The organism is Sphingomonas sp. PL20, assembly GCF_017875905.1.
Taxonomy (GTDB): Bacteria; Pseudomonadota; Alphaproteobacteria; order Sphingomonadales; family Sphingomonadaceae; genus Sphingomonas; species Sphingomonas echinoides.
Genome location: NZ_JAGINH010000002.1, coordinates 1570582 through 1597307, shown reverse-complemented (window position 1 = coordinate 1597307; position 26726 = coordinate 1570582). Strand labels below are relative to the sequence as shown.

Sequence of the window (26726 nt, the reverse complement as noted above, 5' to 3'; positions counted from 1 at the left end):
AAAGGCTCGTTTCTCGTCGCGCCTTTCCTGGGGGCGACGCGGCGCTGGCGTGCTCTGGCTGCCCGCCCCGCCCCTCGTGAAATGCGACGCGCAAGTATCGGCGGCATGAACATCGGCTGCAGGGTCCATTCCGAGGCCGTTCAGCGGCACCGAGCTAAAACGTCCTCAAGTCAGCACGACGCGATCAATGATGATCGCATCGCCGCTGACCCCAAGGACACAGGTCATGATTGCCCAGTTCAAGAAAATCACGCTCGCCGTCGCGCTCGGTGCCTCTGCGATTGCAATGGCAGCGCCCGCCGAAGCGCAGCGCTACGGAGGCTATCGCGGCCGCGACAATGGCGAGACTGCGGTGATCGCGGGCGTTGCGGGTCTCGCTATTGGTGCGGCACTCGCCTCCAGCGCGCGTCGCGATCGCGATCGCGATTATGCGTACGATCGCGGTTATGACCGCGGATATGAACGTCCGGTCGTATCCTACCCTCCGGTTTACAACGGCTATTACGCCGGTGGCTATCGCGGGTACGATTCATACCGGGGCTACAACAGCTATCGCGATTACAATGATGAGTATGCCCGTCATGGTGGCGGCTATGATCGTGGTCGTGGCGGTTACGATCGCGGATATGGCGGCTACGATCATCGCGGTTGGGACGGCTATCGCCGCTGAGCCATGACGGACGGAGACGGGGGTGTAGGGCAACCTGCACTCCCATCTCCGTGTTCAGCAGCGTCAATAACGATCATCGACAGACGAGATGGCCGCTTCGCTCGGCCGGAATGTTGGCCCCGGGCACCACTCGGACCTGCCGCGTCGCGAACGGGGCCCTTCTATCAAACGCTCACGGCCGCAGGGCCGAACGTTGGCGACAGCTGGCTGGCTTGAACCAGCGCATGATCGATCGCCGTCCGACGCGCGTCTTCACCGCGACCGAGCCCCTCTGCGACAATCACCTCGACGTCCGCGCCGACGAAGGCGAAGATCGAGCGCAGCAGCGTTTCGGCATGCTCATACGCCGCATAGGGCGATCCCTCTCCATAAACGTTGCCGCGCGCGATCGCGATGATCACGCGCTTGCCCGCGACGAGACCAACCGGGCCGTTCTCGCCATAGGTGAACGTCTTGCCCTTCACGGCGATGCGATCGACCCAGGCTTTCAGCTGGCTCGGGATCGAGAAGTTGTAGAATCCGACGCCGATCACGACGATGTCGGCATCGAGAAATTGCTGCACGTCCTCGCCGCGATCCAGCGCCAGGAACGTATCGAGTGTCATGTGCGGGATCGGCTCGGCGGTGAGGTCGCGGTACGTGACCTCAAGGTTTGGATCGGTTTCCCGCAAATGTCCGACCACGGCGGCAGACACAGCGCGGCTCGCCGAGGCGTCGCCCATGATACTGGAATCGAGATGCAGAAGCTCCATAGATGGTCTCCGGTCTGGATTTGTGACCAGGACCACGTATGAGACCAAAAGCGGCCCGCCAAGGACGCATATTTTTAGGACCAGGTCACATGGATATGCCCGCCACTCACGGCGTCAGCGCCGATTGCCGCAGGATGAGCAGCGTGCTCTCGCTGGTCGGCGACAAATGGACGGTGATGATCGTCATGGTCCTTACCGAGCGGCCGCGGCGCTTCAACGATATCAAGCGCACGATCGGCGGAATCTCGCAGCAAATGCTCACCCGCACGCTGAAGGCGCTCGACCGCGACGGCATGGTCAGCCGGACCGTATACCCAACGGTTCCGCCACAAGTCGAATATGCGCTAACCGACCTTGGATATTCGCTGTCGGAGCCACTGCGCGCGCTCGGCGCTTGGGCGGGCAAGCATCTCGAACTGATCGACGAAAATCGTCTTCGTTATGATCGGGCGGTGAGCGCCGAACGTGGCCGCGGTGCCGCGTAGCGGGAAGCCCTGTCCGCCCAGTCTTTGGTGTAGCCCGTCCCATATACGCTTTACTCTATGAAGCGGAGGATGCGGTCGCCGAGCATCCGGAACAGCGGGCCGAAGCCTTTCGCGTCGTAGGTCTGCCCCGCGTCAGGACGAAGCCGACCGCCAACCCTGTCCATCGCAGCGGGCGTAGAGCTTGGTGTGAAGCCGCCGCGCGACTGATTGATCCTATTCGTCGGCAGGCGGCTTCGCGGCTTTTGAACGGCCCGCGCTAGGCGCTCCGCGTCGGGCGGCCGGATCGCGGCTGATTACCCCCAACACTCCCCTGTTAGCGCAGCACGGCTCACCCTGTGCTCACGCAACATCCTGCGAAACAAGCGTATATCCGGCACTGCTTTGTTGGGCGAGCGCAAAGACCCCAATGCCGCAAGGGGCTCCATCAACATATTGAGGTGAAACGTGAAGCAGCAGCAGATGCTTGCAAGGCCGAAATGCCTTGCTGCGGTCGGTCGGCCATGAGGGCGCAAACCCCTATCCCCCACCGTCCCTGGCGGCGGATCAGCCTCGCGTGCGTCGCGGCGATGCTGCTGGGTGGGTGCGCACGTGGCATTCTCGCGCCGCAAGGGCCCGTCGGCGCGGCGGAGAAGACGCTGTTGCTCAACGCTACGGGGATCATGCTGTGCATCGTCGTGCCCGTGATGCTCGCCACGCTGGGCGTTGCCTGGTGGTTCCGCGCGAGCAACATGCGCGCGCGCTATCGCCCGACCTGGGCCTATTCGGGCAAGGTGGAAATCGTCATCTGGTCGATCCCGGCGATGGTGATCCTGCTGCTCGGCGGTGTCGCCTGGATTAGCTGCCACAATCTCGACCCCGCCAAGCCGCTCGCCTCGTCCCAGCCGGTGATCGAGGTGCAGGTGGTATCGCTCGATTGGAAGTGGCTGTTCCTCTACCCCAAGCAGGGGATCGCCAGCGTCAACCGGATCGTCGTGCCGGTGGGCGCGCCGGTGCATATGACGCTCACCTCCGCCACGGTGATGAACAGCTTCTTCGTGCCGCAGCTGGGCGGCCAAATCTACACCATGACCGGCATGGCCACCCAGCTGAACCTCCTGGCGGATCATGTCGGCAGCTATGACGGCCTGTCCGCCCAGTTCAGCGGCGACGGCTTTTCGGACATGCACTTCCGCTACGACGCGGTGCCCCGCGCCCGCTTCGATGCCTGGGTCGCCGTCTCCAAGGCCGCAGGGCCCGCATTGGATGCGAAGGGTTACGCGGCGCTTGCCAAGCCCAGCAGGAAAGTAGCGCCAATCACGTACGCCACGGTCGACCCGGCGCTGTTCGACAGCATCGTTGCCGGCAAGCCGATCGCGACCGCACAGGTCGCCTCCCCTCCCATGGCCGCCGACCACGGTGCCAGCAACAAGGGCTATTGAGCGATGCTCGGCAAACTCACCTGGAGCGCCATCCCGTTCGCCGAACCGCTGCCGCTGATCACCTCGGTGGTCGTGCTGGCGGTGATCGGCGGGGTGCTCGCCTGGATCACCGCCAAGGGCCATTGGGGCTATTTGTGGCACGAATGGATCACCTCGGTCGACCACAAGCGCATCGGCATCATGTATGTGATGCTCGGCCTGATCATGCTGCTGCGCGGCTTCTCCGACGCGCTGCTGATGCGCACCCACCTGGCCATGGCCTCGGGCGTCAACCAGGGCTATCTCCCGCCTGAGCATTTCAACCAGATCTTTTCGGCCCACGGCACGATCATGATCTTCTTCGTGGCGATGCCGCTGGTGGCGGGGATGATGAACTTCATTCTGCCGCTCCAGCTAGGCGTGCGCGACGTCGCCTTCCCGACGATGAACTCGGTCAGTTTCTGGCTGACCGCCTCGGGCGCGCTGCTGATTAACGTCAGCCTGTTCATCGGCGAATTCGCACGGACCGGCTGGCTGGCCTATCCGCCGCTCAGCGAGCTGCAATATTCCCCCGGGGTGGGCGTCGACTATTATCTATGGTCGGTCCAAATCACCGGGATCGGCACGATGCTGTCGGCGGTCAACCTGGTAACGACGATCCTCAAGCTGCGCGCGCCCGGAATGCGCTACACCCGCATGCCGGTGTTCTGCTGGACGGCGCTGGCCTCGAACCTGGTGATGCTCGCGATCTTCCCGATCCTCACCGCCTGCCTGGCGATGCTGACGCTCGACCGCTATCTCGGCTTCCACTTCTTCACCACCGACGGTGGCGGCAACGCCATGATGTTCGTCAACCTGGTGTGGATGTGGGGCCATCCCGAGGTCTATGCCCTCGTCCTCCCCGCCTTCGGCATCTATTCCGAAGTGGTCTCTACGTTCTCGAGCAAGCCGCTGTTCGGCTATCGCTCGATGGTCACCGCGTCGATGGTGATCTGCGTACTGTCGTGCATGGTATGGCTGCACCACTTCTTCACCATGGGCGCCGGTGCCGACGTCAACGCCTTCTTCGGCATCGCGACGATGATCATCGCCGTGCCCACGGGCGTGAAGATCTTCAACTGGCTGTTCACCATGTATGGCGGCCGGGTCCGGTTCGAAGTGCCGATGCTGTGGACGATCGGCTTCATGATCACCTTTGTGACCGGCGGCCTCACCGGCGTGCTCCTCGCGGTGCCCCCGGTCGACTTCATCGTCCACAATTCGCAGTTCCTCGTCGCCCATTTCCACCACGTCATCATCAGCGGCGTCGTGTTCGGGCTGTTCGCCGGCTATAGCTACTGGTTCCCCAAGGCGTTCGGCTTCCGCCTTCACGACGGGCTCGGCAAGGCGGCGTTCTGGTGCTGGTTCTTCGGCTTCTACCTCGCCTGGATGCCGATGTACGTGATCGGCCTGATGGGCGCGACGCGGCGGATGCAGCATTATGACGACACGACCTGGCAGCCCTATATGATCGCGTCGGCATGCGGCGCAGGGCTCATCCTGTGCGGCGTGCTCTTCCAGGCGGCGCAGCTGGTCGTCTCGATCCGCAACCGCGAGCAATTGCGAGACGTGACCGGCGATCCATGGGACGGCCGCTCGCTCGAATGGTCGACCACCTCGCCCCCGCCCGCGTTCAACTTCGCGGTCCTTCCCGACGTGCGCGGCGAGGAAGCCTATTGGGGCATGAAGCAGCGCGAGATCGCGCGGCGTCAGCTCGCCAATGCACCGGTCTATGCGGCGATCGAGATGCCGCGCAACACGCCGATCGGCTTCATCACGGCGTTCTGCGCCAGCTTCACCGGCTTTGCGCTCGTCTGGCATATCTGGTGGCTGGTGGCGCTGGGGCTGGTTGCCGTGTTCGTGGCCTTCGTGCGCTTCGGCTGGCGTCGAGAGGACGAGGTCGAGATCCCCGCGAGCGAAGTCGCCAGACGCGATCAGGCACGCCGCGCCGCCGGGTCCACCGCGCTTGCCGACCTGACGGACGATCGCCGGAAGATGGCAGATGCCGCGCTGGCTTTGGCGGGTACGGACCCGCACCAGCTGGGGCATGATGGCGACCGCGAGGTCCCGCTCAGCGCGCGCCACGACGGACCGGCCGAAAGGCACATCGTCACCAGCTTCGGCTTCTGGGTGTTCCTGCTGACCGATATCGTCATGTTCTCGGCCCTGTTCGCGACCTATGCGGTGCTGTCCGGCGCGACCGATGGCGGGCCGACGCCACGCATGCTGTTCAGCCGGTCGACGGTGGGCGTCGAGACGGTGTGCCTGTTGTTCTCGACCTTTACCTGCGGGCTGGCGCTGCTCGCCGCCAAGCGCAGGAACACCGGCTTGACGCAGCTGCTGCTCGCCGCAACCGGGCTGCTGGGCGCGGGCTTCCTCGCCATCGAGCTGCGCGAGTTCGCGACGCTGATTGCGGAAGGTGCGGGGCCGTCGCGATCGGCCTTCCTCTCCGGCTTCTTCGCGCTGGTCGGCTGCCATGGGCTCCATGTCGCCGCCGGATTGGTGTGGCTGACGACGCTCACCGCCCAGATCGCCAAGCGCGGGTTTGAGCCCAAGGTTCAGCGCAAGCTGCTGTGCTTCGGCCTGTTCTGGCATGCGCTGGACATCGTTTGGGTCGCCGTCTTCACCATCGTCTATCTGTTTGGAACCAGCCTATGACCGAACACCCACCCCGCCCGACCAGCCCCGACACTGCGCCGGGAGAGGAAAGCGACAGCTTCCTCTCCGGCAGCGCTGGATACATCATCGGACTGGCGCTCGCGCTGGCGCTCACGGGAATTTCCTTCTGGGCGTCGCAATCGAACCTGCTCTGGCACCCAGGCATCCCGATCGGCCTGTGCGTGCTCGCCGTCGCCCAGATGGGAATCCATCTCGTGTTCTTCCTGCACATCACCACGGGGCCGGACAACACCAACAATGTGCTCGCACTCGCCTTCGGCCTGATCATCGTCTTTCTCGTCATCGCGGGCTCGCTGTGGATCATGGCCAATCTGAACTACCAGATGATGCCTATGGAGCAGGTCATGCAGATGCAGTCGTGAGCCCGGCAAGCATCCGCCCCCACATCAAAAAAGCAAAGGAAAGCAAATGACCATCCTCAACCGTATCGCCCCGCGCAAGGTCGCGGTCGCCGCTGTCGTGCTGGCGCTCGCGGGCGTCGCCACCGCGATCCTTCGCCTGCGGGCCGATCGCTGACGCGGCTCCGTTCGGTTGGGCCGCACAGCCTTCCGCCACTGCGAGCACAGCAGCGCGTACAGCGTCCCGGTCGGTCCCTTTAGGGAGCGATATCCCAGGGTCTGCTCCAGCGAGCGCCATCGATAGCGCATATTCCGCAAACACAAGAGGCGGGTGCCAGCATGCAGCCGGCACCCGCCTCTCGTGCATCCCTAACCCTTAGCCAGCACCCTTGCAGGCGGGTTTCCGGTTTCGCCGGGCCGTCGCGTAAGGGGCACGGCCCGGCCCCGGCCGCCGCTTACGCGTCGGCGAGATAGTCGTAGACGACTTTGCCAAGCCCGAGCGTAAGGTCAGCAACGAAATGCGTTGTCGAAACCAGCTCGCGGATCGGGAGATCCGCCACCGGGGCCAGCGCGTGCGGCACCAGCGACAAGGCCCCGGGCCCCGTCCAGACCCCCTTCAGCTGAATGTCCTCCAAATGGTATTCGACGAGCTCGCAAATGCGCGCCGTGCCGTCCACATGGGGAATGATCTTCAGCAGGAAATTGGGCGAGGTGAGCGAGCGCACCGTCGCTTCCGCGTCGCCCGCTTTATATTTGTAGCCCATGGTCCCGGTCGCGACGCGCACCGGGCCATAATCCAGCGTGCCGACCAGCGTGTCGGTTTCGGTCTGGAGGCTTGGGCCGGCGAGCTTCTTGGGAAAGCCCCACAGCTCGCGCCCGCCCGCGATCGGCGGGTGATCGTTCAGGAACATGTTGAGCGTGTAGTTCCCGGCCTCCCCCCGGAAGCGAACCGGGATGACCTGGCCCGCTTCGGTATAGTTGCCGAAGCCGGTCGAGTCCGGCATGCGGATGAACTCGAATTTCACCAGATCGGAAACGACTTCGAGCGGTTCGGGAACGATCGCGCGAAGTATATCGGGATCGGTGCGGTAGGTGAGGATCAGAAACTCGCGATCGTAGAACCGGTACGGCCCTGGCGGGTAAGCGGGCTGCGTCAACGGCATCGCAAATGCGCGACTACGGACTTCGGAGATGTTCATGAAAGCCTCCCGTTGGTGGCGATGTCGAACGTGAAGATGCCATCGGCACTGGTCGGTCGCTCAAGCACCTCAGCATGGCGCAGCGTCCGGATCGTGTCGGACAGTCCCGCAGCCCAATGGTCATCCATGCTGTGCGCGGAAAATTCGAAGTCCTTGGAATCTCCCTCCGTGCGCCGCGACTGATAGATGAGCTGAATGATGTTGTAGACCTTGCGCTCTGACTCCGGTGCCAAAACCGCATATTCGGGCGTATCGCGCAAATGCTCGGGCAGTTTCGAGATGAGTTCCGTCAAAGCGCTGCGGAGCTGCTGCTCCTTTCTGAACTGATCGGATCGCGCCCGCGTGCGGCTGGAATATTGGATTTCCTTCTGACGCGTCATCACCTCCGGCAGGGAGCGGGGGATGCTGCCGCGCGCACTCCATAAATCGACCTGGAAGGCAAGCGTATCCTGGCGTTCTGCGCTCTCGACGACCCATTGGAGCGGTGTGTTCGACACCACACCGCCGTCCCAATAATATTCGCCTTCGATCTCGACCGGCGCAAAAGCCGGGGGGAGCGCGCCACTGGCAATGATGTGCTCGGGCCGGATCTCGTGTGTTCTATTGTCGAAATAGACCAGATTGCCTGTCGCCACGTTCACCGCGCCGACGCTGAAGCGCATTTCGCCGGCATTGATCCGGTCGAAATCGACCAGCCGCTCAAGCGTGGTTTTGAGCGCTGACGTATCGTAGAAGCTGATCGCGTCGGCCGTCCCCGTAAGCGCGAAATAGGCGGGGACCTGCCGCGGCGCAAAAAATCCTGCGGCACCGTGCAGGACGGCGGAGACCGCATGCCATTGGTTTGCCCAGTGGCGAACGAGGTCGCCGCCGAACTGACTTGGCGGACCGAACCAGTCCGCCCACGGGTCGGCCGTCACGGTCTGCCAGAACGCCCGCAGCTTCTCGACGCGCACCTCCGGCGCGTTGCCCGCGATCAGGGCGGCGTTGATTGCGCCGATCGAAATGCCCGCGACCCAGTCGGGGTGAAGCGAGGCTTCGGCCAACGCTTCGTACACACCGGCTTGATAGGCACCCAGGGCACCGCCCCCTTGCAGGACAAGCGCGATGCACTCGAAGGGAACCGTTTGCTGCAAGCGCCCGGTCCGCCCCAACCTCTCGGGTTTCGAGGATATAGTCATTTGGACGCCTCCTTCCCTATTGCATCGCCCAGCCGTGGCTGACCACGAGCGACTGACCGGTCAGGGCGTTTGACGGAAATGCCGCGAGAAACGCCGCGCACCGCGCGACGTCGTCGAGCGTCGTGAATTGCCCGTCGACGGTTTCCTTGAGCATCACGTCGCGGACCACCTGGTCTTCGGTGATGCCGAGGGCTTTTGCCTGTTCGGGGATTTGCTTCTCGACCAGCGGCGTCCGGACAAAGCCGGGGCAGACGACGTTGGCGCGGACGCCATGGTCCGCCCCTTCCTTCGCGACAACCTTGGCGAGACCGATCAGCCCGTGCTTGGCCGCAACATAGGGTGCCTTCAGCTTGGAGCCTTCTTTGGAGTGGACCGAGCCGATGTAGATGATCGACCCACCGCGCTGCTGGGCGTACATCCGCTGGAGACAGGCCCGGGTGGTGAGGAACGCGCCGTCCAGGTGGATCGCGAGCATCTTCTTCCAGTCGGCAAAATCGAACTGGTCCACCGGTGCGACGATCTGGATGCCTGCGTTGGAGACGAGGATATCGATACCCCCAAACCGATCGCATACCGCGCTGACGCCAGCCTCGACCTCGGTCTCGTTCGTCACATCCATCTTCACGGCGAAAGTCGACGAGCCGCTGGCATCGAGTTCGTCGGCCGTCGCGCGCGCGGCGTCGATATTGAGATCGGCGATGGCGACTTTTGCGCCCTGTCGGACGAACTCGCGGGCGATCTCCTTGCCGATACCGCTGGCGGCACCCGTGACGATCGCGGCTTTATCTCTCAAATCCATTTGAATGTCCTTATTGTCTGGCACCAGCACCTCTCTCCGAGGCGGGATCTGTGTGGCGTTCGGAGGTCTCACCGCTGCGCAGGTTGCTTCCCACCACAGAGCGGCGGCGGAATGTCGCGCTGGCGCGCGCAGTATGGCGGGGTCGTGCAGACACCCATGGTCGCAGACGCGATGGCCAGCCAAATAACGGGCACGAGCCCAAGTCGGCATCGGTTGAGACGGTATTTCGTCATGGATCCAACCTTCCGATCACGCCGAGCCCGCGGCCGCGCTGCACGTCTAAAGATCATTTCATTTCGGTGCGGAGGTGAGTGCGCGTTAGCGCCGCCGGGGCGCGGACGGATATTGCGCCGTCCGTTCCGGAGGCTGCCAACCGCCCCCAAGCGCCTGAAAAAGCGCGGCCGATGCGAGCAGGCGATCACTGCGCGATTGGACGAGCGACAATTGCGACGATAACAGGCTGCGCTCGGCATCGAGCTGTTCGAGATAAGGCGAATAGCCCTCGCGATAGCGGCGCGACGCAAGCTGCTGGACGCGGAGAAGCGCTGCCTGCTGGCGCGCCAGCACCTCCTCCTGCTCTCCGTACCGTTCGACCGACGCCATCCCGTCCTCGACCTCGCGGAACGCGGCAAGGGCCGCCTTTCGATACGCGAAGGCGGCCTGGTCGCGGCGGGCGGCGGCACCTTCGGCCTGGGCGCGGATCCGCCCGCCGTTGAAGATCGGTGCCAGGATGCTGCCGCCCAGCGAGAAGACCGAAAGCGGATTGTCTGGAAGCAGCGAGGAACCAACGAAACCGCCGGATGCCGCCAGCTTGATGTCAGGCATGAAGGCGGCGCGCGCCGCGTCCAGCGCGTGGTCCGCCGCGACGATCTGCTGCTCGGCCGAGGCGATGTCGGGGCGCTGTCGAAGCACGCGCGCCGGCAGCTGGGGCGGCACGACGGGGATGGTCAGCGCGGTGACCGCCGATCCCCGCGCGATCGGGCCGGGCGTGTGGCCGAGCAGGATGCTGATGCCGTTTTCGAGCTTGGTGATCGCAAGGTCGACGGTGGGGATGATCTGGGCCGCCGCCTGATACTCCGCTTCGGCCTGCGCCAGGTCGAGTTGCGAGCCATATCCCGCTTCGGCGCGCCGCCGAATGAGCTTCAGGCTTCCCGCGCGCGCTTCGAGGGTTCGCTGCAAGATCGCGCGTCGTTCGTCATATGTCCGGAGCTGGACATAGCCGCTGACCACGCTTGCGGCGACGGCGAGGCGTATGGTTTCGCGGCTATCGTCGCTGGCGAGGAGCTGCGCTTTCGCGGTGGCGGCGCTGTTGCGCAGGCGGCCGAACAGGTCGAGGTCGAACGACGCCTGCACTTCGCCCTGCCCCGCCCATTGGTCGACATCGATCCCGAACGCATTAACGCTGCGGGTGCGGCCGCCCGTGCCGAGGCCTTGCACCTGCGGCATCCTGGCACCGCGCGCGGCGGCGAACTGCGCGCGCGCCTCCTCGACGCGCGCGGCGGCAATCTCGACATCCTCATTGTGCGCGAGCGCCGCTTCGACGAGACCGGTCAGCGTGGCATCACCATAGCTACGCCACCATTGCGCATCGACGGCAGCGTCCGAGGCTTCGCGACCGTCGCGCCACTGGGTCGGCGGCACGACCTCGACCGCTGCAGGCATCGCCGGTCGGGGGCCGGCACAGGCCGACAGCAGGAGAACAAGGCTGCTCGCAGCAAGACGGCCCCTCATGGCCGGACGCTCGTGTCGATCCGGACCTCCACCGACATGCCCGGACGCAGGCGCTTCGCCGCTGCCGCACCGGGATCGACCGCGATCCGCACGCCGATCCGCTGCGGGATCTTCACGAAATTGCCGGTCGCATTGTCCGGCTTGAGGACCGCGAACTCCGATCCGGCCGCAGGCGACAGCCGCTCGACACGGCCCTTCAGCCTGGCGCCGTCCAGTGCGTCGACGGTCAGGCTGACCGGTTGCCCTGGGCGGATCTGCCCCGTCTGGTCTTCCTTGAAGTTGGCGATGACCCAGCGATCCGGCGGCACGATCGCCAGCATCTGCGATCCGTTGGTGACGTAGCTGCCGACCCGAATACCGACCTCGCCGAGGACGCCGCCTTCGGGCGCGCGGACCACGGTGTGCTCGAGATCGATCTCGGCCGCGTGCAATTGCGCGCGCGCCGCTTCGACCTGCGCTTCCAGGCCGCCACGGCCGACTTCGACCGTCCGGATATCCTGGCGGCCGATCTCGCTGCCGGCCCGTGCCTGGCGCAGTTGCGCCTGTGCCTGGGCGAGGGCGGCCAGCGTCTGGTCGCGCTCGCGCACCGAGATCGAGCCGTCCCGGGCAAGATCACTGGCGCGCGCCATGTCCGCCCTCGCCCTGGCGAGCTGCGCTTGCGCGCCCTCGACGCCCGCTACCTGGCCCCGGAGACCTGCCGACCGCGAAGCCCGGGCCTGGACAGAATTGGCAAGCGCGGCCTCAGCCGCCGCAAGATTGGCACGCGCCTGCTCGACGCGGGCGCGGTAGATACGGTCATCGATCCGCACCAATATCTGGCCGGGCGTTACGACGTCATAGTCGTGGACCAGCACCTGCAGGACATAGCCGCTCACCTGCGGCGCAATGACCGTGACCCGGCCGCGGACATAGGCATTGTCGGTTTGCTGATATCGTCCTGCAAAGGGCGGCAGATTCCAGGCAGCGAGCACGAGGAGAATGCCGGCGAGCGCCAGCGCCACCGTGGCGATGATCCGTATCGGGCGCTTGGCGGCGGGGCGCCATGTCGGCGCTTCGTTCTCCGGCGGTGGGGCGGTGTCAGCTGCGGTCATGGGTTTTCTCTCGGGTGCGCGCAACGAGGATGTTCGCGAAAATGAAGGCGGCGGTGGCCAAAGCGAGCATGGCCACGAACCGGAAGGTATCGGTGAAGGCGATCACCGCGGCTTCGCGCGCCATTGCCTGTCCCAGCAGGCCCGCGCCCTGTGCGGCGCGCTGGGCCGGATCGACGAGCACGGCGGCCAGCGAGGCACCGCCGCCGCTGATCCGCGCGGCGACCTGCGGGTCGCTCGCCAGCATGTCGGCCGCCAGGGCGTTGCTGGCGTTGCGCGCCCAGATCGTCTGCAACGAGCCGAGCAGCGCGGATCCCATCAGCCCGCCGACATTCTGCGAGATGCTGAAGGTGACGACGAAGCTGACGAGATAATCACCGCCCCGCTGGATCATCCGGAGGAAGCCATGCAGCAGCGCCGGTCCGGCGAACAAGGTGGTGCCGAAGCCGATCATCGCCTGGCTCAGGATCAACTGCGCCGGGCGGGTCAGCGTGGTCGCGTCGCTGTCCAGCCACGCGCCGGCGGCGATGATCAGCGCGGCGACGAGAATTTGCCAGGGCAAGCGGCGCTCGGACAGCGTCAGCGCGGCGGCAACGATGCCCAGCAGCATCGCGAGCGCGACCATAGCGAAGAGCGTCTCGAGCTGGTCGTTGTTCAGTCCGCCGAGCGTCAGGAGGCCGACCGCGCCGTAGCTTTGCTCGGCAAGCGCCAGGCGCAGGACCAGCGCCACGGCGGCGAAGCGCACTATGCCCCAGGTGCCGATCCATTCGAAATGCACCAGCGGATTGCGCCGGTTCGTCTCGTTCAGAAAGGCGGCCGCGAGCAGTGCTATGGCGGTCGCAAGCGCCACGCCGAGCCAGGGCGTGTCGATCCACCAGAGCGTACGGCCCTGCCCGATGACCTGGCAAAGCAGCACCAGGCCGATGGTCGCCAAGGGGATCGTCAGGAAATCGCGCGGCGCGAACGCGGCGCTCTTCTCGCTGGGCGGCAATGGCAGCGCGAGAAGGAGCGCGAGCGAGACCAGCGCCAGCGCGACTTCGATGGCGTGCAGGCCCCACAATCCGTTGTCGACCAGCACCGCGACGGGGACGAGCCGGGCCAGCGGCGTACCGAGCTGGGAAATGCCCATCCCGATCACTGCGCCGAGCGGCTTTGCCTTTGGTGGAAAGGCCTGCATCAGATAATAGACGCCAAGGGTGATCAGCGCGGCGGCCGCCATGCCGCTGGTCGCGCGTACGAACACGGCCGCCCAGAAGCTGGCGACGCCGAACTGGACCAGCCCTGCCAGCGCGTAGAGACCGAGGAAAAGGCCGGTCACCTGGGGGATGCCGAATTGCGCCCGCGCCTTGACGAGCGAAAGGTTGGCGCTCGCGTTGATCGCAACATAGACGGCAGGCAGCGCGGCCGCCTCGGCGGCATACAGGCCGAGCGGGCCTGCCACGTTTCCCGTGTTGACCGTCGTCAGCGCGTTCCCGAAGGTCGAGGTCGCGGCGAGAAACATGCCGACGGCAAAGTAGCCGAGGCGACGGCCGGCAGGATGCGAGGGCGAGAATGGCGACCCTGCGAAGAGCGGTCGCTCTTCGGGCCTGAAGGCATGCGCCTCGCTCATGGCAATGGTGACGAAACCGGGCCGCCGGTCACGCGTCCGTGCCGATAGACTGTGAGAAGTGAGTCATTCACGTGGTCGAACCTTCTGGTCGCGCCGAGCCTTTCGCCGCGCTGCACGCTCTTAGATCCCGACGCCGTGGACCGGACGCGAGTGACTGTTAGCGCGGCTGACGCCCCAGACGTCGACGTCGACTAACCTGCCGACGTGAAGGCGCGCTTCAGGCGATATCCGGCAGGCCCCGTTCGCGTAGCGTATCGCGCGGGAGCCGTTCGAGGATGACCTCAGCCATGCGCTCCTGCACCTCGAGATCCTCCTCGCCGACGAAGTCGATGCGATCGGACCACAGGATCTGCCCCCAGCGGCTGGAGAGCTCCACACACACCCGGCGCACCTCCTGCGCCCGGCGGATCGTGCCATGCAGCACCAGATCCGAGCCGGCATGCGCGGCGACTTCGTGGAGCGAATAGCGGCTTTCGCGAAACTGGAACATGATCGCCCGCGGTGCCGCCCGGAGGTACGTTGCCCGCTCCGCCGCGTGGATGATCTCATCGGTCACGCCCGCAGCGAAGGCTTTTTCGTGGATGCACAGCGCGGTGAACGGCAGCACCGCCAGCATCGGTGCCCCCGCCTCCACGCGCGCGACGGCAGCGACAGCGCACGGCACATCCTGTCGCAGATGGAAGCTTGGCACATAGCCTCCTGTCGGAATCGATACGATCACCGCATCGTCGCGACCCGGCCCGATATAATAGGCACCGAGCTTGCGGCGCAGACGGCGGGCCTCCACCCGCACGGCGGAATCGATGCGCGGATCATAGTCAACGACGCCGCCATAAAGCTCCGAACCGATCACGATTTCCTTGAGCGTCGCCGCGCGGCCCGCCAGCGCTTCCTCGACGACGAAGCGAAGAAATGAAAACAGTTTTTCCGAGCTACCGAAGGCGGCGACACGGAGCCGCTCCAGTTGTGCACGCACAGCCTCCGGCGTTGGTCCATAAACCTTCTCTGCCGCACCGTCACAGCCGGGTGCGGCAACCTCTACGAGGCGCATACTCTATCTCCCTTGCGGAAATCGGCCCCGGGTGGTCGAGCGAGTCTCGATCCCTGTACCTCGCCGCCGCGCATATCCGCACCGCCAAAAAGTGCCGACTTAACAGGTGCCAAGAGATGTTAATTCGCGCATATAGGGAGCGCTAACGTGCCTGGGGGGGCATAGATGGATCCGCTAGGCGGCAGACAATCATGAGCGACCGGTGTATCCGGTTCGGCTCGTTCGAGCTTCGCCCGGAACGGGGGCAATTGTTGAATGGCGGCGTCCGCGTCGGCCTGGGGTCGCGTGCGCTCGCGATTCTGGCGTTGCTTGCCGAGCGGGCCGGCGATGTCGTTTCAGTGCAGGAAATTACCGATCGCGTCTGGCCGAACATCTTCGTCCAGGAGAACAATCTGCGCGTGCACATCACGGCGATCCGTCGCGCGCTGCGGGCCGGGGCGGATGGCGACGCCGAGATCGTCAATGTGCCAGGCCGCGGCTATCGGCTGCGCGCCGACGTTAGCATCGACGCGGTAGACGAACACGCGGAAGAGGTACCGGAGTCTCCGGAAATCCGCCCACTTCCGCTGCCATTGCCGATCAACCGGCTGATCGGCCGCGAGGCGTGCGTCGCCGAAGTGGTGGAAAGCGTGGAGCGGAACCGGCTCGTCACGATCGTCGGTTCGGGGGGCATCGGCAAGACGAGCGTCGCACTGGCGGCGCTGGCGCAGCTTCGTGCCCGCACCGCCGTCTTCTTTGTCGACCTGACCAACTGCACGTCCCTTGAACACGTGGCCACCGCCACCGCTGCGGCGATCCAAAGCCCGATGGGCCGGGACACGCTGCCGTCCGTGCTGGTGGACCGCCTGCGCGCGGCAGAACTCGTCCTGCTGATCGACAATTGCGAGCATCTGATCGAAATCGCAGCCAGGGCCGCAGAGGCGCTGCTGCAATCCTGCCCGCTCGTCACTCTGCTGGCGACCAGCCGCGAACCGTTGCGGGTGCCGGGCGAAGTGCAGGTGCATCTCCAGCCCCTGCCCGTACCCACCGCAGCGGATGCGGTGGAGACGATCGCCAGCAACCCGTCGGTCGCGCTGTTCGCCGAGCGTGCGGCGGCAGCCGCTAGCGGATTTCGGCTCGCCGAGGAGAATGCCCGGCAGGTCGCCGCGGTGTGCCGTTCGCTCGACGGGCTGCCGCTCGCGCTCGAACTGGCCGCGGCGGCGATGCCGATGGTCGGGCTGGAGGGACTGTCCAGCGGGCTGTCCGGACGCCTTTCGCTCCTCGCTTTTGGTCGCCGCACCCTCGCCCGCCACGAGACGCTCGAAGCGATGCTGGACTGGAGCTTCGAGCTGCTCACACCCGATGAGCGCCTGGTCTTTGCCTGCCTCAGCCTGTTCCGCTCCGGCTTCGATCTGGCCGCCGCCGTGCAAGTCGCCACGCTGGGTGCGGCCGAGGAGGTGCGCACCGCGCAGGCCATATTACAACTCGCGGCCAAGTCGCTGCTCGTCATCGAGCCCTCATCGCAAGGAGTAACGTATCGCCTGCTGGAAACAACCAAGGCCTATGCCCGGCGCAAGCTGGAGGGTTCGGGCGAGGCTGGAATCGCGGCGCGCCGGCACGCCGAGTGGGTCGGTACGCTGCTGGATCACGCCAAGGCCGATTGGCTGCGGATGGAGCGCACCACCTGGTGGGAGCGATACGGCAACGCGATCGACGACGTTCGCGCGGCGCTGGTTTGGGCGCTGGGCGAGGACGGCGACAAAAGGTTGGGCATCCGCCTGATCCTGGCCTCTGCACCGCTGTGGCTCGGCATGTCGCAGTTTGCCGAATATCATCGCTGGCTGGAGCAGGCGATCATCACGCTGGACTCGCTTGGCCAGCGCGGTGGGGCAGAGGAACTTCAGGTGCAGATCGGCCTGTGCGTGCTGCTATTCGCGGCGGACGGGCCCGGCGAAGGGTTCCTACGCGCCGCGACCCAGGTCCTTAGGATCGCCAAAAAGATCGGCGATAGCCAGGCGATGGCAACCGCGCTGTGGATGCTTTCCGGTCAACGCGGAATCATGGGCGATCATCCCGCGTCCCTGACGCTCGCGCAGCAAATGCTAGGACTGCGAGGCACCAATCCGGCCCCCGACCTGCGCGATTTCGCACAGCGTGTGATCGGAGTGATGACCTTCCGCGTGGGCAAGCTCGAGGAATCGGCGGCGATCGCGGCCGAACTGCTCGCCAGCCGCAGCAACCGAACCGCTTACGGGGCGGTGCTTCGCTATGATCATTCGACGGTTTTGCGTGGCAACCACAGCGTCACGCTGGCAGTGCAGGGTCGACTGGAAAGCGCCCGGTCTATGATCATGGAAGCCGTAGTAGACGCTCGGCGGGTGCGTAATCCGAGTTCCTTCTGCTATCTGTTGAGCAGCGCGGCCTGTCCGGTCGCGCTGTGGCTGGGCGACGACGATCTGGCGCGGCACTATGCCGAGCTTCTCGCCCACGCGGCGGACGAAAACCGCTTCACCTACATGGCCGAACTCGCCGCGTGGTTTTCGCGGATCGCAGACATGCGCGTGGGGAAGCCAACGCAGCCGCTCGCGCTGGATCGGTTGCGCCCGCCTTTGCCGCACGACAAAGACGTCTTCATCACCTGCTGCGCGGCGCTGTGCGATGCGGAAGCGACCGCACGAGCCGAAGCCAATGCCCCACACTGGGCGACTGCGGAGATCCTGCGGGCCGCTGGCGAGAATACGCTGCTTGCCGGCGATGCAGCGGCGGCGCGGGCGCTGTTCGAGCGGGCGCTGGCGATCGCGGAGGCGCAGGGTGCCGGGCTCTGGGCGCTGCGGGCCGCGACGTCGCTAGGCCGCCTGATGGAGCCGGATGATGCCGCGCACATCCTGGTGCCGGCGCTCGCCCGGATCGAAGGCGACGATCACGGTGCGGACGTCCGCGCGGCTCGGGTCGTGCTGCCGGAGGGACCCAGCTAACGCCAAGTCACGCCCCCTGCGACACCGGGGCAGTTACGCCGCCTGGCACGCATACCGGGAAGAAGCCCGCCTCGGTGCCGCGAGGCAGGAGCAATGCTAGAAATCGTCTTACGTTTCATGGGCACCAGTGGCGTGTTCGTCGGGGTGATCGCCGTCTATACGGCGATGCGCAACCACACGCGCCAGCTCGACGCGCAGATCTTCCTCGCCTATTCGGATCGCCTGCAAACCGTGCGGCACATGCTGCTTACCGAATTGCTGCCGATCTGGACTGCAGAACTGTCGCCCGACGAACTGTCGCGCATTCTTCCCGGCCTGTTGCAGGTGATGCACCTCATCCACGAACTCTATGAGTTGCGGGCCCAAGGCTATGTGAAAACGCGCATGTGGGCAATCTGGTCGCGCGATATCGACCGGTTTCTCACCACGCCGATCGTGCGCGGCCTGCGGGACGAAATTCGCCTCGACTTCCACGGGCACGGCGCGTTTCTCGACTGGATCGAACAACGGCAAGCGGTGCCTTCCTGACCAGACACCGCCGGTGCTTCAAAGGCAATGCCCCCCCCACGCAGCCGAAAACCGCCCTAATGACGGCCGCATCGACGTACCGCTCAACAATGCCGGTCTCTGCCCGGTCTAACGCTGGCTACCCACGAACGTGCAGCAGTACCACATCGTTGGCGGGAACCGTGAAGGTCGAGACCTGCGGATCGAGCGCACCCCCCTTCCAGACGTCGCGCATCGCCGTGAACGCGTCCAACCCGATATCGGCCGGGCGTAGCGTCAGGGTCACGGGCGCATCGGCACGATTGAACACGGCGATCGCATATGCCCCCCCGGCCAGCGGTTTGAGCCAGATTTCCGAGGTGCCTTGCTTGCGCACCGCCTTGCCCTGCACGCCCCTGGCATCCTGATCGATGGCGATTACGGCGCGGTCTTCGAGCAGGCGTTTCGCCGCCGCGCTCGTCGTGCGGACATCGTGGCCCATCATCAGCGGGGCGGCCGACATCGCCCATAGGGTCATATGCGAGCGATAAGCGGCTTCTGACATGCCGCCATTGCCGATTTCGAGCATGTCGGGGTCATTCCACCCGCCCGGCCCGGCGTTGTTTGGATCGCCATTCTTCTCGAACCCGATCCGTGCCATCGTCGCATAATCGTCGGTGATGTCGCCCGTCGTGCGCCACAGATGACCGCCGACCGCCCTGCCCCAGCTGCCCACGTGGAACCGCCCATATTCGCACAAGGAATAAACGATCGGCCGCCCGGTCGCGCGGAGCGCAGCGCCCATCTCATAATAGCTGCGCTGGACGGTGTCGGCATCGGCATAGAAATATTCGCCGGAGCACAGATCGTATTTGAGATAGTCGACGCCCCAGTCGGCGAAGGTCTGCGCATCCTGCCGGACATGCCCGTAGCTACCCTCATAGCCGGCACAGGTGCGTGGCCCGGGCGACGAATAGAGGCCAAACTTCAACCCACGCGCGTGGACATAATCGGCGAGCGCCTTCATGTCGGGGAATTTGGCGTTGGGCCGGATCTGGCCGTCGGCCCCGCGCACGCCCTGCCAGCCATCGTCGATATTGACGTAAGTATAGCCCGCATCGCGCAAGCCGGTCGAAACCATCGCATCGGCAATCGCGCGGATCGTAGCGTCGTCGATCTTGTCGGCGAACTTGTTCCAGCTGCTCCACCCCATTGGCGGGGTCAAAGCGAGGCCGTCGGGCGCAAGCGTCCCCAGTGCCGGCAGTGTGGTTTCGTGGAACGTCAGCGCGGTCCGTTCGGCGGCGGTGGCGCGGTGCCCGGTCAGCGCGACTGTCGAGTCCCAGATGCCGCCGTCGAGCGTCACGTTCTGCCCGCGCACCTGCGCGCGCCAATGCCGGATGGGCACGCCCGGCGTGTTGAGGTTGCGCATGTCGAAGCTGAGCAGCGTCGGCGTTCCCACGATCTGCTGCATCGGCATCCGGCCATACCAGTCCGACGTCACCCAGCCCGACACGCTCCCGTCGGCGGCGCGGTGCAACTCGAGCATCCGGATGCCGGGGTTGGCCGGTGCGCCGGGGAACACAAACGCGATGTCATAAGCCCCCTGCGCCGGGGTGAAGCTGAGCGGGTGCGCGACGGCTGGCGAACCAGCGAGCAGCATCCCCAGCCACGCCGCCACACCCGCGACCAAGTGCCGCCAAGGTCGCACGCTCAAAGCGCCGCAACCGATGCCGCGCGCGCCGCTACGTCGCTATGCCGTCGGCTATAGGCGAAGTAGATGACGAGCCCGATCACGTTCCAGCCGGCGAAGCGCACCAGCGTCATCGGTGGCAGGCTGACCATCAGATACAGGCAGCCGAGGATCGTCAGCATGCCGACGACATAGGGGGCAGGTGCGCGGAACAACCGCTTGGCATCGGGCGCAGTGCGGCGCAGCACCATCAGGCATGCGCCAACCGAGATGAAGGCGAGCAAGGTCCCGGCATTGGCGAGTTCGGCGATCTCGTCGAGCCGGAAGATCCCCGCGACCAGCGCGATCGTCACGCCGGTCAACACGGTGATCAACGTCGGCGCGCCCGTACGCTGCGAGACCTTGGCGAGGCGGCGCGGCAGCAAACCATCGCGCGCCATCACGAAGAACACGCGGCTTTGGCCGTACATCATCACCAGGATGACCGAGGGGAGCGCGATGATCGCGGCCAAGGCGATGAGATGCGCCGCGAGCGGCTGCCCGAGATTGCGCAGCACCAAAGCGAGCGGCTCGGGCGAATTGGCGAGCGCGGTGAACGGCAGCGCACCGACGGCGGCGATCGCCACCGCCATATAGATGATCGTGCACAATGCCATCGACCCGATGATGCCGATCTTCAGATCGCGCGCGGGGTTCTTGGTCTCCTCGGCCGAGGTCGCGACCGCATCGAAGCCGTAGAAAGCGAAAAATACGATCGCCGCCGCCGCCATCACACCATGCTTGCCGTCGCTGCCGAAGCCATAGGGCATGAATGGATGCAGGTTGGCGGTGTGGAAATTGGGCGCGGCAAAGGCGACAAAGACGCCAAGTGCCACCAGCTTGATCACCACCAGGATGATGTTGAGCGTCGCGCTTTCGCGCGTTCCCGCGATCAACATGCCCATCACGGCAAGTGCCACCGCGACCGCCGGCAAATTGACGATGCCGCCGCCATGCGGCCCGACCAGCAAGGCGTGCGGCAAATGCACGCCCGCAGACTCGATCCAGCCCACCAGATAACCCGACCAGCCCACCGCCACGGTCGAACAGGCGAGCGAATATTCGAGGATCAAGCTCCAGCCGACGATCCAGGCGATGCCTTCGCCGAGCGCGGCGTAACTGAACGTATAGGCACTCCCCGCCGCAGGGATCATCGTCGCGAGCTCGGCATAGGCCAAGGCAGCACATCCACACACCAGCCCGCAGATGACGAAGGCGAGGATCACCGCCGGGCCCGCACGTTCGGCTCCAACGCCGACCAAGGTGTAGATACCCGTGCCAACGATCGCGCCGACCCCGAGCGCGACCAGATGCGGCCAACTCAATGTCTTGGCGAGGCGCGCGTTCTTGGGGTGACTCGTAACGCTGTCGAGCGGCTTACGTGGTCCGAACATGACCTCTCCTGGAATGATGAATCAGGTCGCGGCGGCTGCCGCAAACTCTATGCGCAAATCGTCGAGCGTGGCGGCGATATGCTCGCTCAGCATCGACACGATGGTGGCTTCGTCGCGCGCCAGCCAGGCATCGAGCAATCCGCGATGCTCGACATGCGCGCGCTCGTCGCGGCCGGCCGGTGCCAGATGCGCGATGACATACCGCTCGGCAAGGATTGTGAGACGTTCCACCACCTGCGTGGTCAGGATACGATCTCCCGGGCGGACGAGTGCTGTGTGGAATTCGCGATTGCGCATCGCCACCTCGGCGAGATTGCCCTCTGCGGCGTCATCAAGCCGCTCGAAGCTTTCGGTCGCGGCGCGGCGGTCGGCATCGGTCGCCACACGCGCGGCGCGCGCCGCCGCAACCGGCTCGACCGCAAGCCGCAGCTCGAAGATTTCCTCGGCTTGGGCGCTCGACATCGGCTGGACGAAATAGCCGCGATTGGCCTGGCTGGTCAGCAGCCCTTCTTGCTCGAGCCGCGCCAGCGCCTCGCGCAGCGGGATCTTGCTGACCCCCAACTCAGCCGCCAGCGCATCCTGGCGGATCGGCAAATCGTGCGGCAACTGCCCAGTGACAATTTGCTCGCGGACGATCTCGAATACGCGTTCCGATAAAGTGCGAACGACGATGCTCATGCGGGCGTGCTCCGGAGAAACGGCGGGTTTGCTCATTTAACCTGGAAACCTTCCCAGAAGTGATCGGCGCGATCAATCCAGATCGTATTAAATCCGGTGGTAATCGCCGATCCTTCGATCGACGGGATGATCGCCGGCAGATCGCCGAGCATAGTATCCGCTTCGACGCGACCGATGAAGCGGCTGCCGATATAGCTTTCGTGTATGAAGCGGTCCCCCACTTTCAGCCGCCCTGTCGCCGCCAGGTGTGCAAGCCGCGCCGAGGTGCCCGTGCCGCACGGCGATCGATCGATCGCCTTGTCCCCATAGAAGACCGCGTTGCGGCCGTCGGCATCGTTGGCGAGCGGCGCGTCGGCCCATAGGATATGGCTGACGCCACGGATCGTCGGGTCGAGCGGATGGACGGGTTCATATTGCGCGCGCACCGCGTCGCGAACGCGTCCGCTCAGCTCGACCAGCCGCGCCGCGCCGAGCGCATCGAGCCCCGCATAGCCCCCCTGCGGCTCGATAATCGCGTAGAAATTGCCGCCATATGCGACGTCGATCGTCAGTGGGCCAATCCCCTCGACATCGACCGCGAGGCCGCGCTGCGCGACATAGGCCGGGACGTTGGTGATGGTCACCGCCGTCACTTTATCGCCCTCGGTCGTATAGCGCACGTCGATCACCCCGGCCGGCACCTCGATCCGCAATACGCCCGGGGTCGCCGGCTGGATCAGCCCATGTTCGAGCCCGAACGTGACCATGCCGATGGTGCCATGCCCGCACATCGGCAAACACCCCGATGTCTCGATGAACAGGATCCCGATATCGGCATCGGGCGTGGTCGGCGGATAGAGGAAACCGCCCGACATCATGTCATGCCCGCGCGGCTCGAAGCACAGCCCCGTGCGGATCCAGTCGAAGCGCGACAGAAAATCCTGCCGCCGCGCCGACATGCTGTCGCCTTTCAGGAGCGGTGCGCCACCCGCCACCAGACGAACCGGGTTTCCGGCGGTGTGGCCGTCTATGCAGAAGAAAGTGTGGCGCACGCTCTACCTTCAGGCCGCCTTGGCCACTTGGATCGTCGGACGCGTCGCCGCGGCCTTTTCGACCATCGCAATCACCTCTGCGCGGCGTTCGCCGATCAGCGGCAAGCGCGGCGGGAGCACGCGTTCCGACCCGCGCCCCATCACTTCTTCGGCCAGCTTGATCGATTGCACAAGATCATGCTCGGCATCGAGATGCAGCAGCGGCATGAACCAGCGATAGATTTCGAGCGCCTTGGCATGATCGCCGCGCTCGAACGCGCGTACCAGTTCGACCGATTCCTGCGGGAACGCGTTGGTGAGACCGGACACCCAGCCCTGCGCGCCAAGGTAGAGCCCTTCCAGTGCGACGTCGTCCAGCCCGGCGAACAACACGTAGCGATCGCCGAAATGGTTGCGGAAATCGGTGAAGCGGCGGGTGTCGGGCGCAGACTCCTTCACACAGACGATATTGGGCGTATCGACCAGCTCGGTCAGCACCGCCTTGTCGATCACGGTGCGATAGGCTGGCGGGTTGTTGTAGAGCATGATCGGCAGCGCGGTGTTGTTCGCGACGCCCTTGAAGTGCGCGACGAGCTCGTGGGGCTGCGGCACATAGACCATCGGCGGCAGCAGCATGAGACCATCGGCACCGATCTTCTCCGCCGCCTGCGCATAGCGCACCGCGCGACGCGTATCATATTCGGAAACCCCGGTGAGCACGGGCACGCGACCGGCCACCACTTCCACGATCGCCGAGAGCACCGAGACCTTCTCGTCATATTCAAGCGAGTTGTTTTCACCGACCGTGCCAAGCGCGATCACACCGGTGACGCCGTCGCGGATCAGGTCGTCGACGACGCGCTGCGTATCAGCGAGGTCGATTGACAGATCCGCGCGCAACTGCGTCGTTACAGCGGGGAAAACACCCCTCCAACCGATTGCCATTTTCCGTGATCCGTCCTTTTGTTTGATCTGGAATACGGTATACGAAGTGAAATGCTGCAGGGCAACAGGAGAAAGTCGAAAGTGAAAATCGCGGTGATCGGCGGGGGCGTGGTCGGTCTCAGTTGTGCACTCCGGCTCGCGCAGGGGGGGCATATAGTGACACTCGTCGAACGCTCCACACGCCGTGACGCGGCATCCTGGGGCAACGCTGGCCATATCGCAACCGAGCAAGTTGCCCCGCTCGCCTCGATCGCAACGTTGCGCTCGGCGGGTGACCGTCTGTTCGCTCGCGGCGGCGCGCTCGACCTCCCGCTCGCCGCAGTCGGGGACTGGCTCCCGTTCGCGGCGCGCATGATCGCCGCCGCCCGACCGAAGCGCTTCGCCGTGGGCAAACGTGCGCTCGCGACGTTGCTCGCCGATGCCCTGCCCGCCTGGCGACGCCTGGTGACGGCAATCGAGGCACCCGATCTGCTGAGCGAAGCCGGCCATCTGGTCGTGTGGGAAAGCGCTGCAACGGCGGCTTCAGGACGCGCGGCGTGGTCGCAAGCGGATACCGGCACCGCAAGCTTTGGCACCGCAACAGCGGAGCAAATCGCGGCGCTCGAAAGCGCGACGACGGTGCCGCTTGGCGGTGCCATCCAGTTCCACGGCACCGGCCAGATCACCGATCTGGGCAGGCTCGCCGCCGTGCTGAGCGCAGCCTTTTGCGCGGCGGGTGGCACGATCGTCGAGCAGGAGGCAACTTTGCTGCGCGAGGACGGGAAAGCGACGATCCCGGGTCTGGACGCCGATTGCGTGCTGGTCACCGCAGGCGTCCGCTCGGCACCGATCGTGGCGGCGTTCGGCCATCGCGCGCCGATCATCGCCGAGCGCGGCTATCATATCCGCGCAAGCGCCACGGGCTGGCCGCATGATCTCCCGCCGGTCGTGTTCGAGGATCGGTCAATGATCGTCACGCGCTTCGGCGATCACGTGCAGGCGGCAAGTTTTGTAGAACTCGGCCATGTCGATGGTCCGCCCGACCCGCGCAAATGGGAGCGGCTCGAACAGCATGTCGGCGACCTCGGCCTTGCCATTGGCGGACCGTTCACGCGCTGGATGGGCAGCCGCCCAACCCTGCCCGATTATCTTCCGGCGATCGGCCGGTCGCGCCGCGCGGACAATCTGTTCTACGCGTTCGGGCATCAACATCTCGGGCTCACGCTCGCCCCGGTCACGGCGGAAATCATCGCCGGGATGATCGGCGGGCACCCGGATCGTATCGACATGGCCCCGTTCGACCTCGAACGGTTTGGCGGCAAGGGAGGCAGACGATGATCGGCGGATCGACGGCGGACGAACAACTGGCGACGCTCGGTCCATGGCCGACCCCTTCCGCGCCGATCACACCAGCCGAGCGGCGCGACCGGCTCGACCGTGCCCGCGCCCTGACCGAAGCCTCCGGCGCGACCGCACTGCTGGTCAACGCCGGGGCGAGCCTGCGCTATTTCACGGGCCTGCCATGGTCGCCGACCGAGCGGCTGGTCGCCTTGCTCCTGCCGCTGACCGGTACGCCGCGATTAATCTGTCCGGCGTTCGAACTGGGTTCGCTCGAAGCCGGCCTCGCCGTTGCTGCCGAGCCTTTGCTGTGGGAGGAAGACGAAGACCCCAGCGCGCTGGTCGCGGACGCGCTGCCGCGCGGGACGACGCTCGCGGTCGATCCACTATTGCCGTTCCACTATGGCGAGCGCCTGCGCCAGCATGGGCTGACCCTGATCGACGGGGCCGCCGCGATCGACGGCTGTCGCATGATCAAATCCGCCGCCGAACTCGCGCTGATGCAGCAAGCCAAGGCAATGACGCTGGAAGTCCAGCGGCGCGCGGCGCGCATCCTCAGGCCCGGCATCGCTGCAAGCGAGGTGATCCGCTTCATCGATGCCGCACACCGTTCGCTTGGCGCGGCGGGCTCCACCTTTTGCGCCGTCCAGTTCGGACGTGCGACCGCATTCCCGCACGGTCTGCCTGGCGATCAGCGGCTCGAAGACGACAGTCTCGTCCTGATCGACACCGGCTGTACGGTCGATGGCTATCATAGCGACATCACCCGAACCTATGCCTTCGGCCGGGTCGAAGATGACGTGCGCGATCTATGGTCGCTCGAACAGGAAGCACAGGCCGCCGCCTTCGCCGCAGTCGCACCCGGCGTGCCGTGCGAAGCGATCGACGCTGCGGCACGCGCGGTGCTGGAACACGCGGGGCTCGGGCCCGACTATCGCCTGCCCGGCCTCCCGCACCGCACCGGGCACGGCATCGGCCTGTCGATTCATGAGCCCGCTTATCTGGTTCGCGGCGACCAAACCCCGCTGGCACCGGGCATGTGCTTTTCGAACGAGCCGATGATCGTCGTGCCCGATCGCTTTGGCATTCGGCTTGAAGACCATTTCCATGTGACCGCGACTGGGGCGGAGTGGTTCACCCAACCCCAGCCATCGCTCGACCGTCCTTTCGCCGCTTAAGCGCGCCGAGGGGCATGTCG

At 65.4% G+C, this 26726-nt stretch carries 22 protein-coding genes and 1 pseudogene; 10 read left to right on the top strand and 13 right to left on the bottom strand.

Going from position 1 to position 26726, the window contains the following annotated elements; translation table 11 throughout:
* Positions 1 to 226: 226 nt before the first annotated feature.
* Positions 227 to 670, top strand: a complete 444-nt coding sequence (locus tag H4W01_RS07385) for a hypothetical protein (protein ID WP_209610499.1) — start codon at positions 227 to 229, stop codon at positions 668 to 670.
* 164 nt (positions 671 to 834) lie between these two features.
* On the opposite strand, the gene H4W01_RS07380 is transcribed toward H4W01_RS07385, so the two are convergent.
* Positions 835 to 1422 carry an FMN-dependent NADH-azoreductase gene (locus tag H4W01_RS07380; RefSeq protein ID WP_209610498.1) on the bottom strand — a complete coding sequence of 196 codons (588 nt, stop codon included), beginning with the start codon at positions 1420 to 1422 and terminating at the stop codon, positions 835 to 837.
* Positions 1423 to 1511: 89 nt separating this feature from the next.
* Here H4W01_RS07380 and H4W01_RS07375 point away from each other — a divergent pair, with 89 nt between their 5' ends.
* The 5 genes and pseudogenes from H4W01_RS07375 (at position 1512) to cyoD (ending at position 6384) form a co-directional block, all read left to right on the top strand.
* On the top strand, positions 1512 to 1907 hold the full coding sequence (locus tag H4W01_RS07375; RefSeq protein ID WP_209610497.1) for a winged helix-turn-helix transcriptional regulator: 396 nt from the start codon (positions 1512 to 1514) through the stop codon (positions 1905 to 1907).
* Positions 1908 to 2407: 500 nt separating this feature from the next.
* On the top strand, positions 2408 to 3325 hold the full coding sequence (cyoA, locus tag H4W01_RS07370) for a ubiquinol oxidase subunit II (protein WP_334685192.1): 918 nt from the start codon (positions 2408 to 2410) through the stop codon (positions 3323 to 3325).
* Positions 3326 to 3328: 3 nt separating this feature from the next.
* Positions 3329 to 5302, top strand: a pseudogene (cyoB, locus tag H4W01_RS07365) (cytochrome o ubiquinol oxidase subunit I); the annotation flags it as partial.
* Positions 5303 to 5338: 36 nt separating this feature from the next.
* A complete protein-coding gene (gene cyoC, locus H4W01_RS22815) occupies positions 5339 to 6001 on the top strand; it encodes a cytochrome o ubiquinol oxidase subunit III (protein ID WP_334685416.1) in 663 nt (220 codons plus the stop codon).
* Positions 5998 to 6384, top strand: a complete 387-nt coding sequence (cyoD, locus tag H4W01_RS07360) for a cytochrome o ubiquinol oxidase subunit IV (RefSeq protein WP_209610495.1) — start codon at positions 5998 to 6000, stop codon at positions 6382 to 6384. The genes cyoC and cyoD overlap by 4 nt, the downstream gene beginning before the upstream one ends.
* Positions 6385 to 6815: 431 nt before the next feature.
* On the opposite strand, the gene H4W01_RS07355 is transcribed toward cyoD, so the two are convergent.
* From H4W01_RS07355 to H4W01_RS07325, 7 genes are all read right to left on the bottom strand, one after another.
* Positions 6816 to 7559, bottom strand: coding sequence for an acetoacetate decarboxylase (locus tag H4W01_RS07355; protein WP_209610494.1), 744 nt, complete (start codon positions 7557 to 7559; stop codon positions 6816 to 6818).
* Positions 7556 to 8737 carry a patatin-like phospholipase family protein gene (locus tag H4W01_RS07350; RefSeq protein ID WP_209610493.1) on the bottom strand — a complete coding sequence of 394 codons (1182 nt, stop codon included), beginning with the start codon at positions 8735 to 8737 and terminating at the stop codon, positions 7556 to 7558. The genes H4W01_RS07355 and H4W01_RS07350 overlap by 4 nt, the downstream gene beginning before the upstream one ends.
* 16 nt (positions 8738 to 8753) lie before the next feature.
* Positions 8754 to 9536 carry a 3-hydroxybutyrate dehydrogenase gene (locus tag H4W01_RS07345; RefSeq protein ID WP_209610492.1) on the bottom strand — a complete coding sequence of 261 codons (783 nt, stop codon included), beginning with the start codon at positions 9534 to 9536 and terminating at the stop codon, positions 8754 to 8756.
* Positions 9537 to 9854: 318 nt separating this feature from the next.
* Positions 9855 to 11267 (bottom strand): efflux transporter outer membrane subunit, encoded by a 1413-nt coding sequence (locus H4W01_RS07340; protein WP_209610491.1) that lies wholly within the window; start codon positions 11265 to 11267, stop codon positions 9855 to 9857.
* Entirely contained in the window at positions 11264 to 12358 is a 1095-nt protein-coding gene (locus H4W01_RS07335) for an HlyD family secretion protein (protein WP_209610490.1), read from the bottom strand. The genes H4W01_RS07340 and H4W01_RS07335 overlap by 4 nt, the downstream gene beginning before the upstream one ends.
* Positions 12345 to 13964: an MFS transporter gene (locus H4W01_RS07330; RefSeq protein ID WP_209610489.1), complete on the bottom strand. Its 1620-nt coding sequence runs from the start codon at positions 13962 to 13964 to the stop codon at positions 12345 to 12347. Before H4W01_RS07330 ends, H4W01_RS07335 begins: the two co-directional genes overlap by 14 nt.
* Before the next feature lie 217 nt (positions 13965 to 14181).
* Positions 14182 to 15015 (bottom strand): hypothetical protein, encoded by an 834-nt coding sequence (locus H4W01_RS07325; RefSeq protein ID WP_209610488.1) that lies wholly within the window; start codon positions 15013 to 15015, stop codon positions 14182 to 14184.
* Positions 15016 to 15206: 191 nt separating this feature from the next.
* Here H4W01_RS07325 and H4W01_RS07320 point away from each other — a divergent pair, with 191 nt between their 5' ends.
* Positions 15207 to 17969 (top strand): ATP-binding protein, encoded by a 2763-nt coding sequence (locus H4W01_RS07320; protein ID WP_209610487.1) that lies wholly within the window; start codon positions 15207 to 15209, stop codon positions 17967 to 17969.
* Between the two features lie 93 nt (positions 17970 to 18062).
* Positions 18063 to 18497 (top strand): hypothetical protein, encoded by a 435-nt coding sequence (locus H4W01_RS07315; protein ID WP_334685191.1) that lies wholly within the window; start codon positions 18063 to 18065, stop codon positions 18495 to 18497.
* 118 nt (positions 18498 to 18615) lie between these two features.
* Here H4W01_RS07315 and H4W01_RS07310 read toward each other — a convergent pair whose 3' ends face one another.
* The 5 genes from H4W01_RS07310 to H4W01_RS07290 are packed head-to-tail and all read right to left on the bottom strand — an operon-like array spanning position 18616 to position 24211.
* Positions 18616 to 20163 carry a glycoside hydrolase family 27 protein gene (locus H4W01_RS07310; RefSeq protein ID WP_334685190.1) on the bottom strand — a complete coding sequence of 516 codons (1548 nt, stop codon included), beginning with the start codon at positions 20161 to 20163 and terminating at the stop codon, positions 18616 to 18618.
* Between the two features lie 2 nt (positions 20164 to 20165).
* The gene (locus tag H4W01_RS07305; RefSeq protein ID WP_209610486.1) at positions 20166 to 21578 is read right to left on the bottom strand and encodes an amino acid permease; all 1413 of its coding nucleotides are present in this window, start codon (positions 21576 to 21578) and stop codon (positions 20166 to 20168) included.
* A gap of 21 nt (positions 21579 to 21599) precedes the next feature.
* On the bottom strand, positions 21600 to 22256 hold the full coding sequence (locus H4W01_RS07300) for a GntR family transcriptional regulator (RefSeq protein ID WP_209610485.1): 657 nt from the start codon (positions 22254 to 22256) through the stop codon (positions 21600 to 21602).
* A 32-nt stretch (positions 22257 to 22288) separates the two neighbouring features.
* Positions 22289 to 23287, bottom strand: a complete 999-nt coding sequence (locus tag H4W01_RS07295; protein WP_209610484.1) for a 4-hydroxyproline epimerase — start codon at positions 23285 to 23287, stop codon at positions 22289 to 22291.
* A 9-nt stretch (positions 23288 to 23296) separates the two neighbouring features.
* The gene (locus H4W01_RS07290; protein ID WP_010402273.1) at positions 23297 to 24211 is read right to left on the bottom strand and encodes a dihydrodipicolinate synthase family protein; all 915 of its coding nucleotides are present in this window, start codon (positions 24209 to 24211) and stop codon (positions 23297 to 23299) included.
* A gap of 81 nt (positions 24212 to 24292) precedes the next feature.
* On the opposite strand from H4W01_RS07290, the gene H4W01_RS07285 reads away from it, so the two are divergent.
* Positions 24293 to 25528, top strand: coding sequence for an NAD(P)/FAD-dependent oxidoreductase (locus H4W01_RS07285; protein WP_334685189.1), 1236 nt, complete (start codon positions 24293 to 24295; stop codon positions 25526 to 25528).
* Positions 25525 to 26706: a M24 family metallopeptidase gene (locus tag H4W01_RS07280; RefSeq protein WP_209610482.1), complete on the top strand. Its 1182-nt coding sequence runs from the start codon at positions 25525 to 25527 to the stop codon at positions 26704 to 26706. The genes H4W01_RS07285 and H4W01_RS07280 overlap by 4 nt, the downstream gene beginning before the upstream one ends.
* Positions 26707 to 26726: the final 20 nt, after the last annotated feature.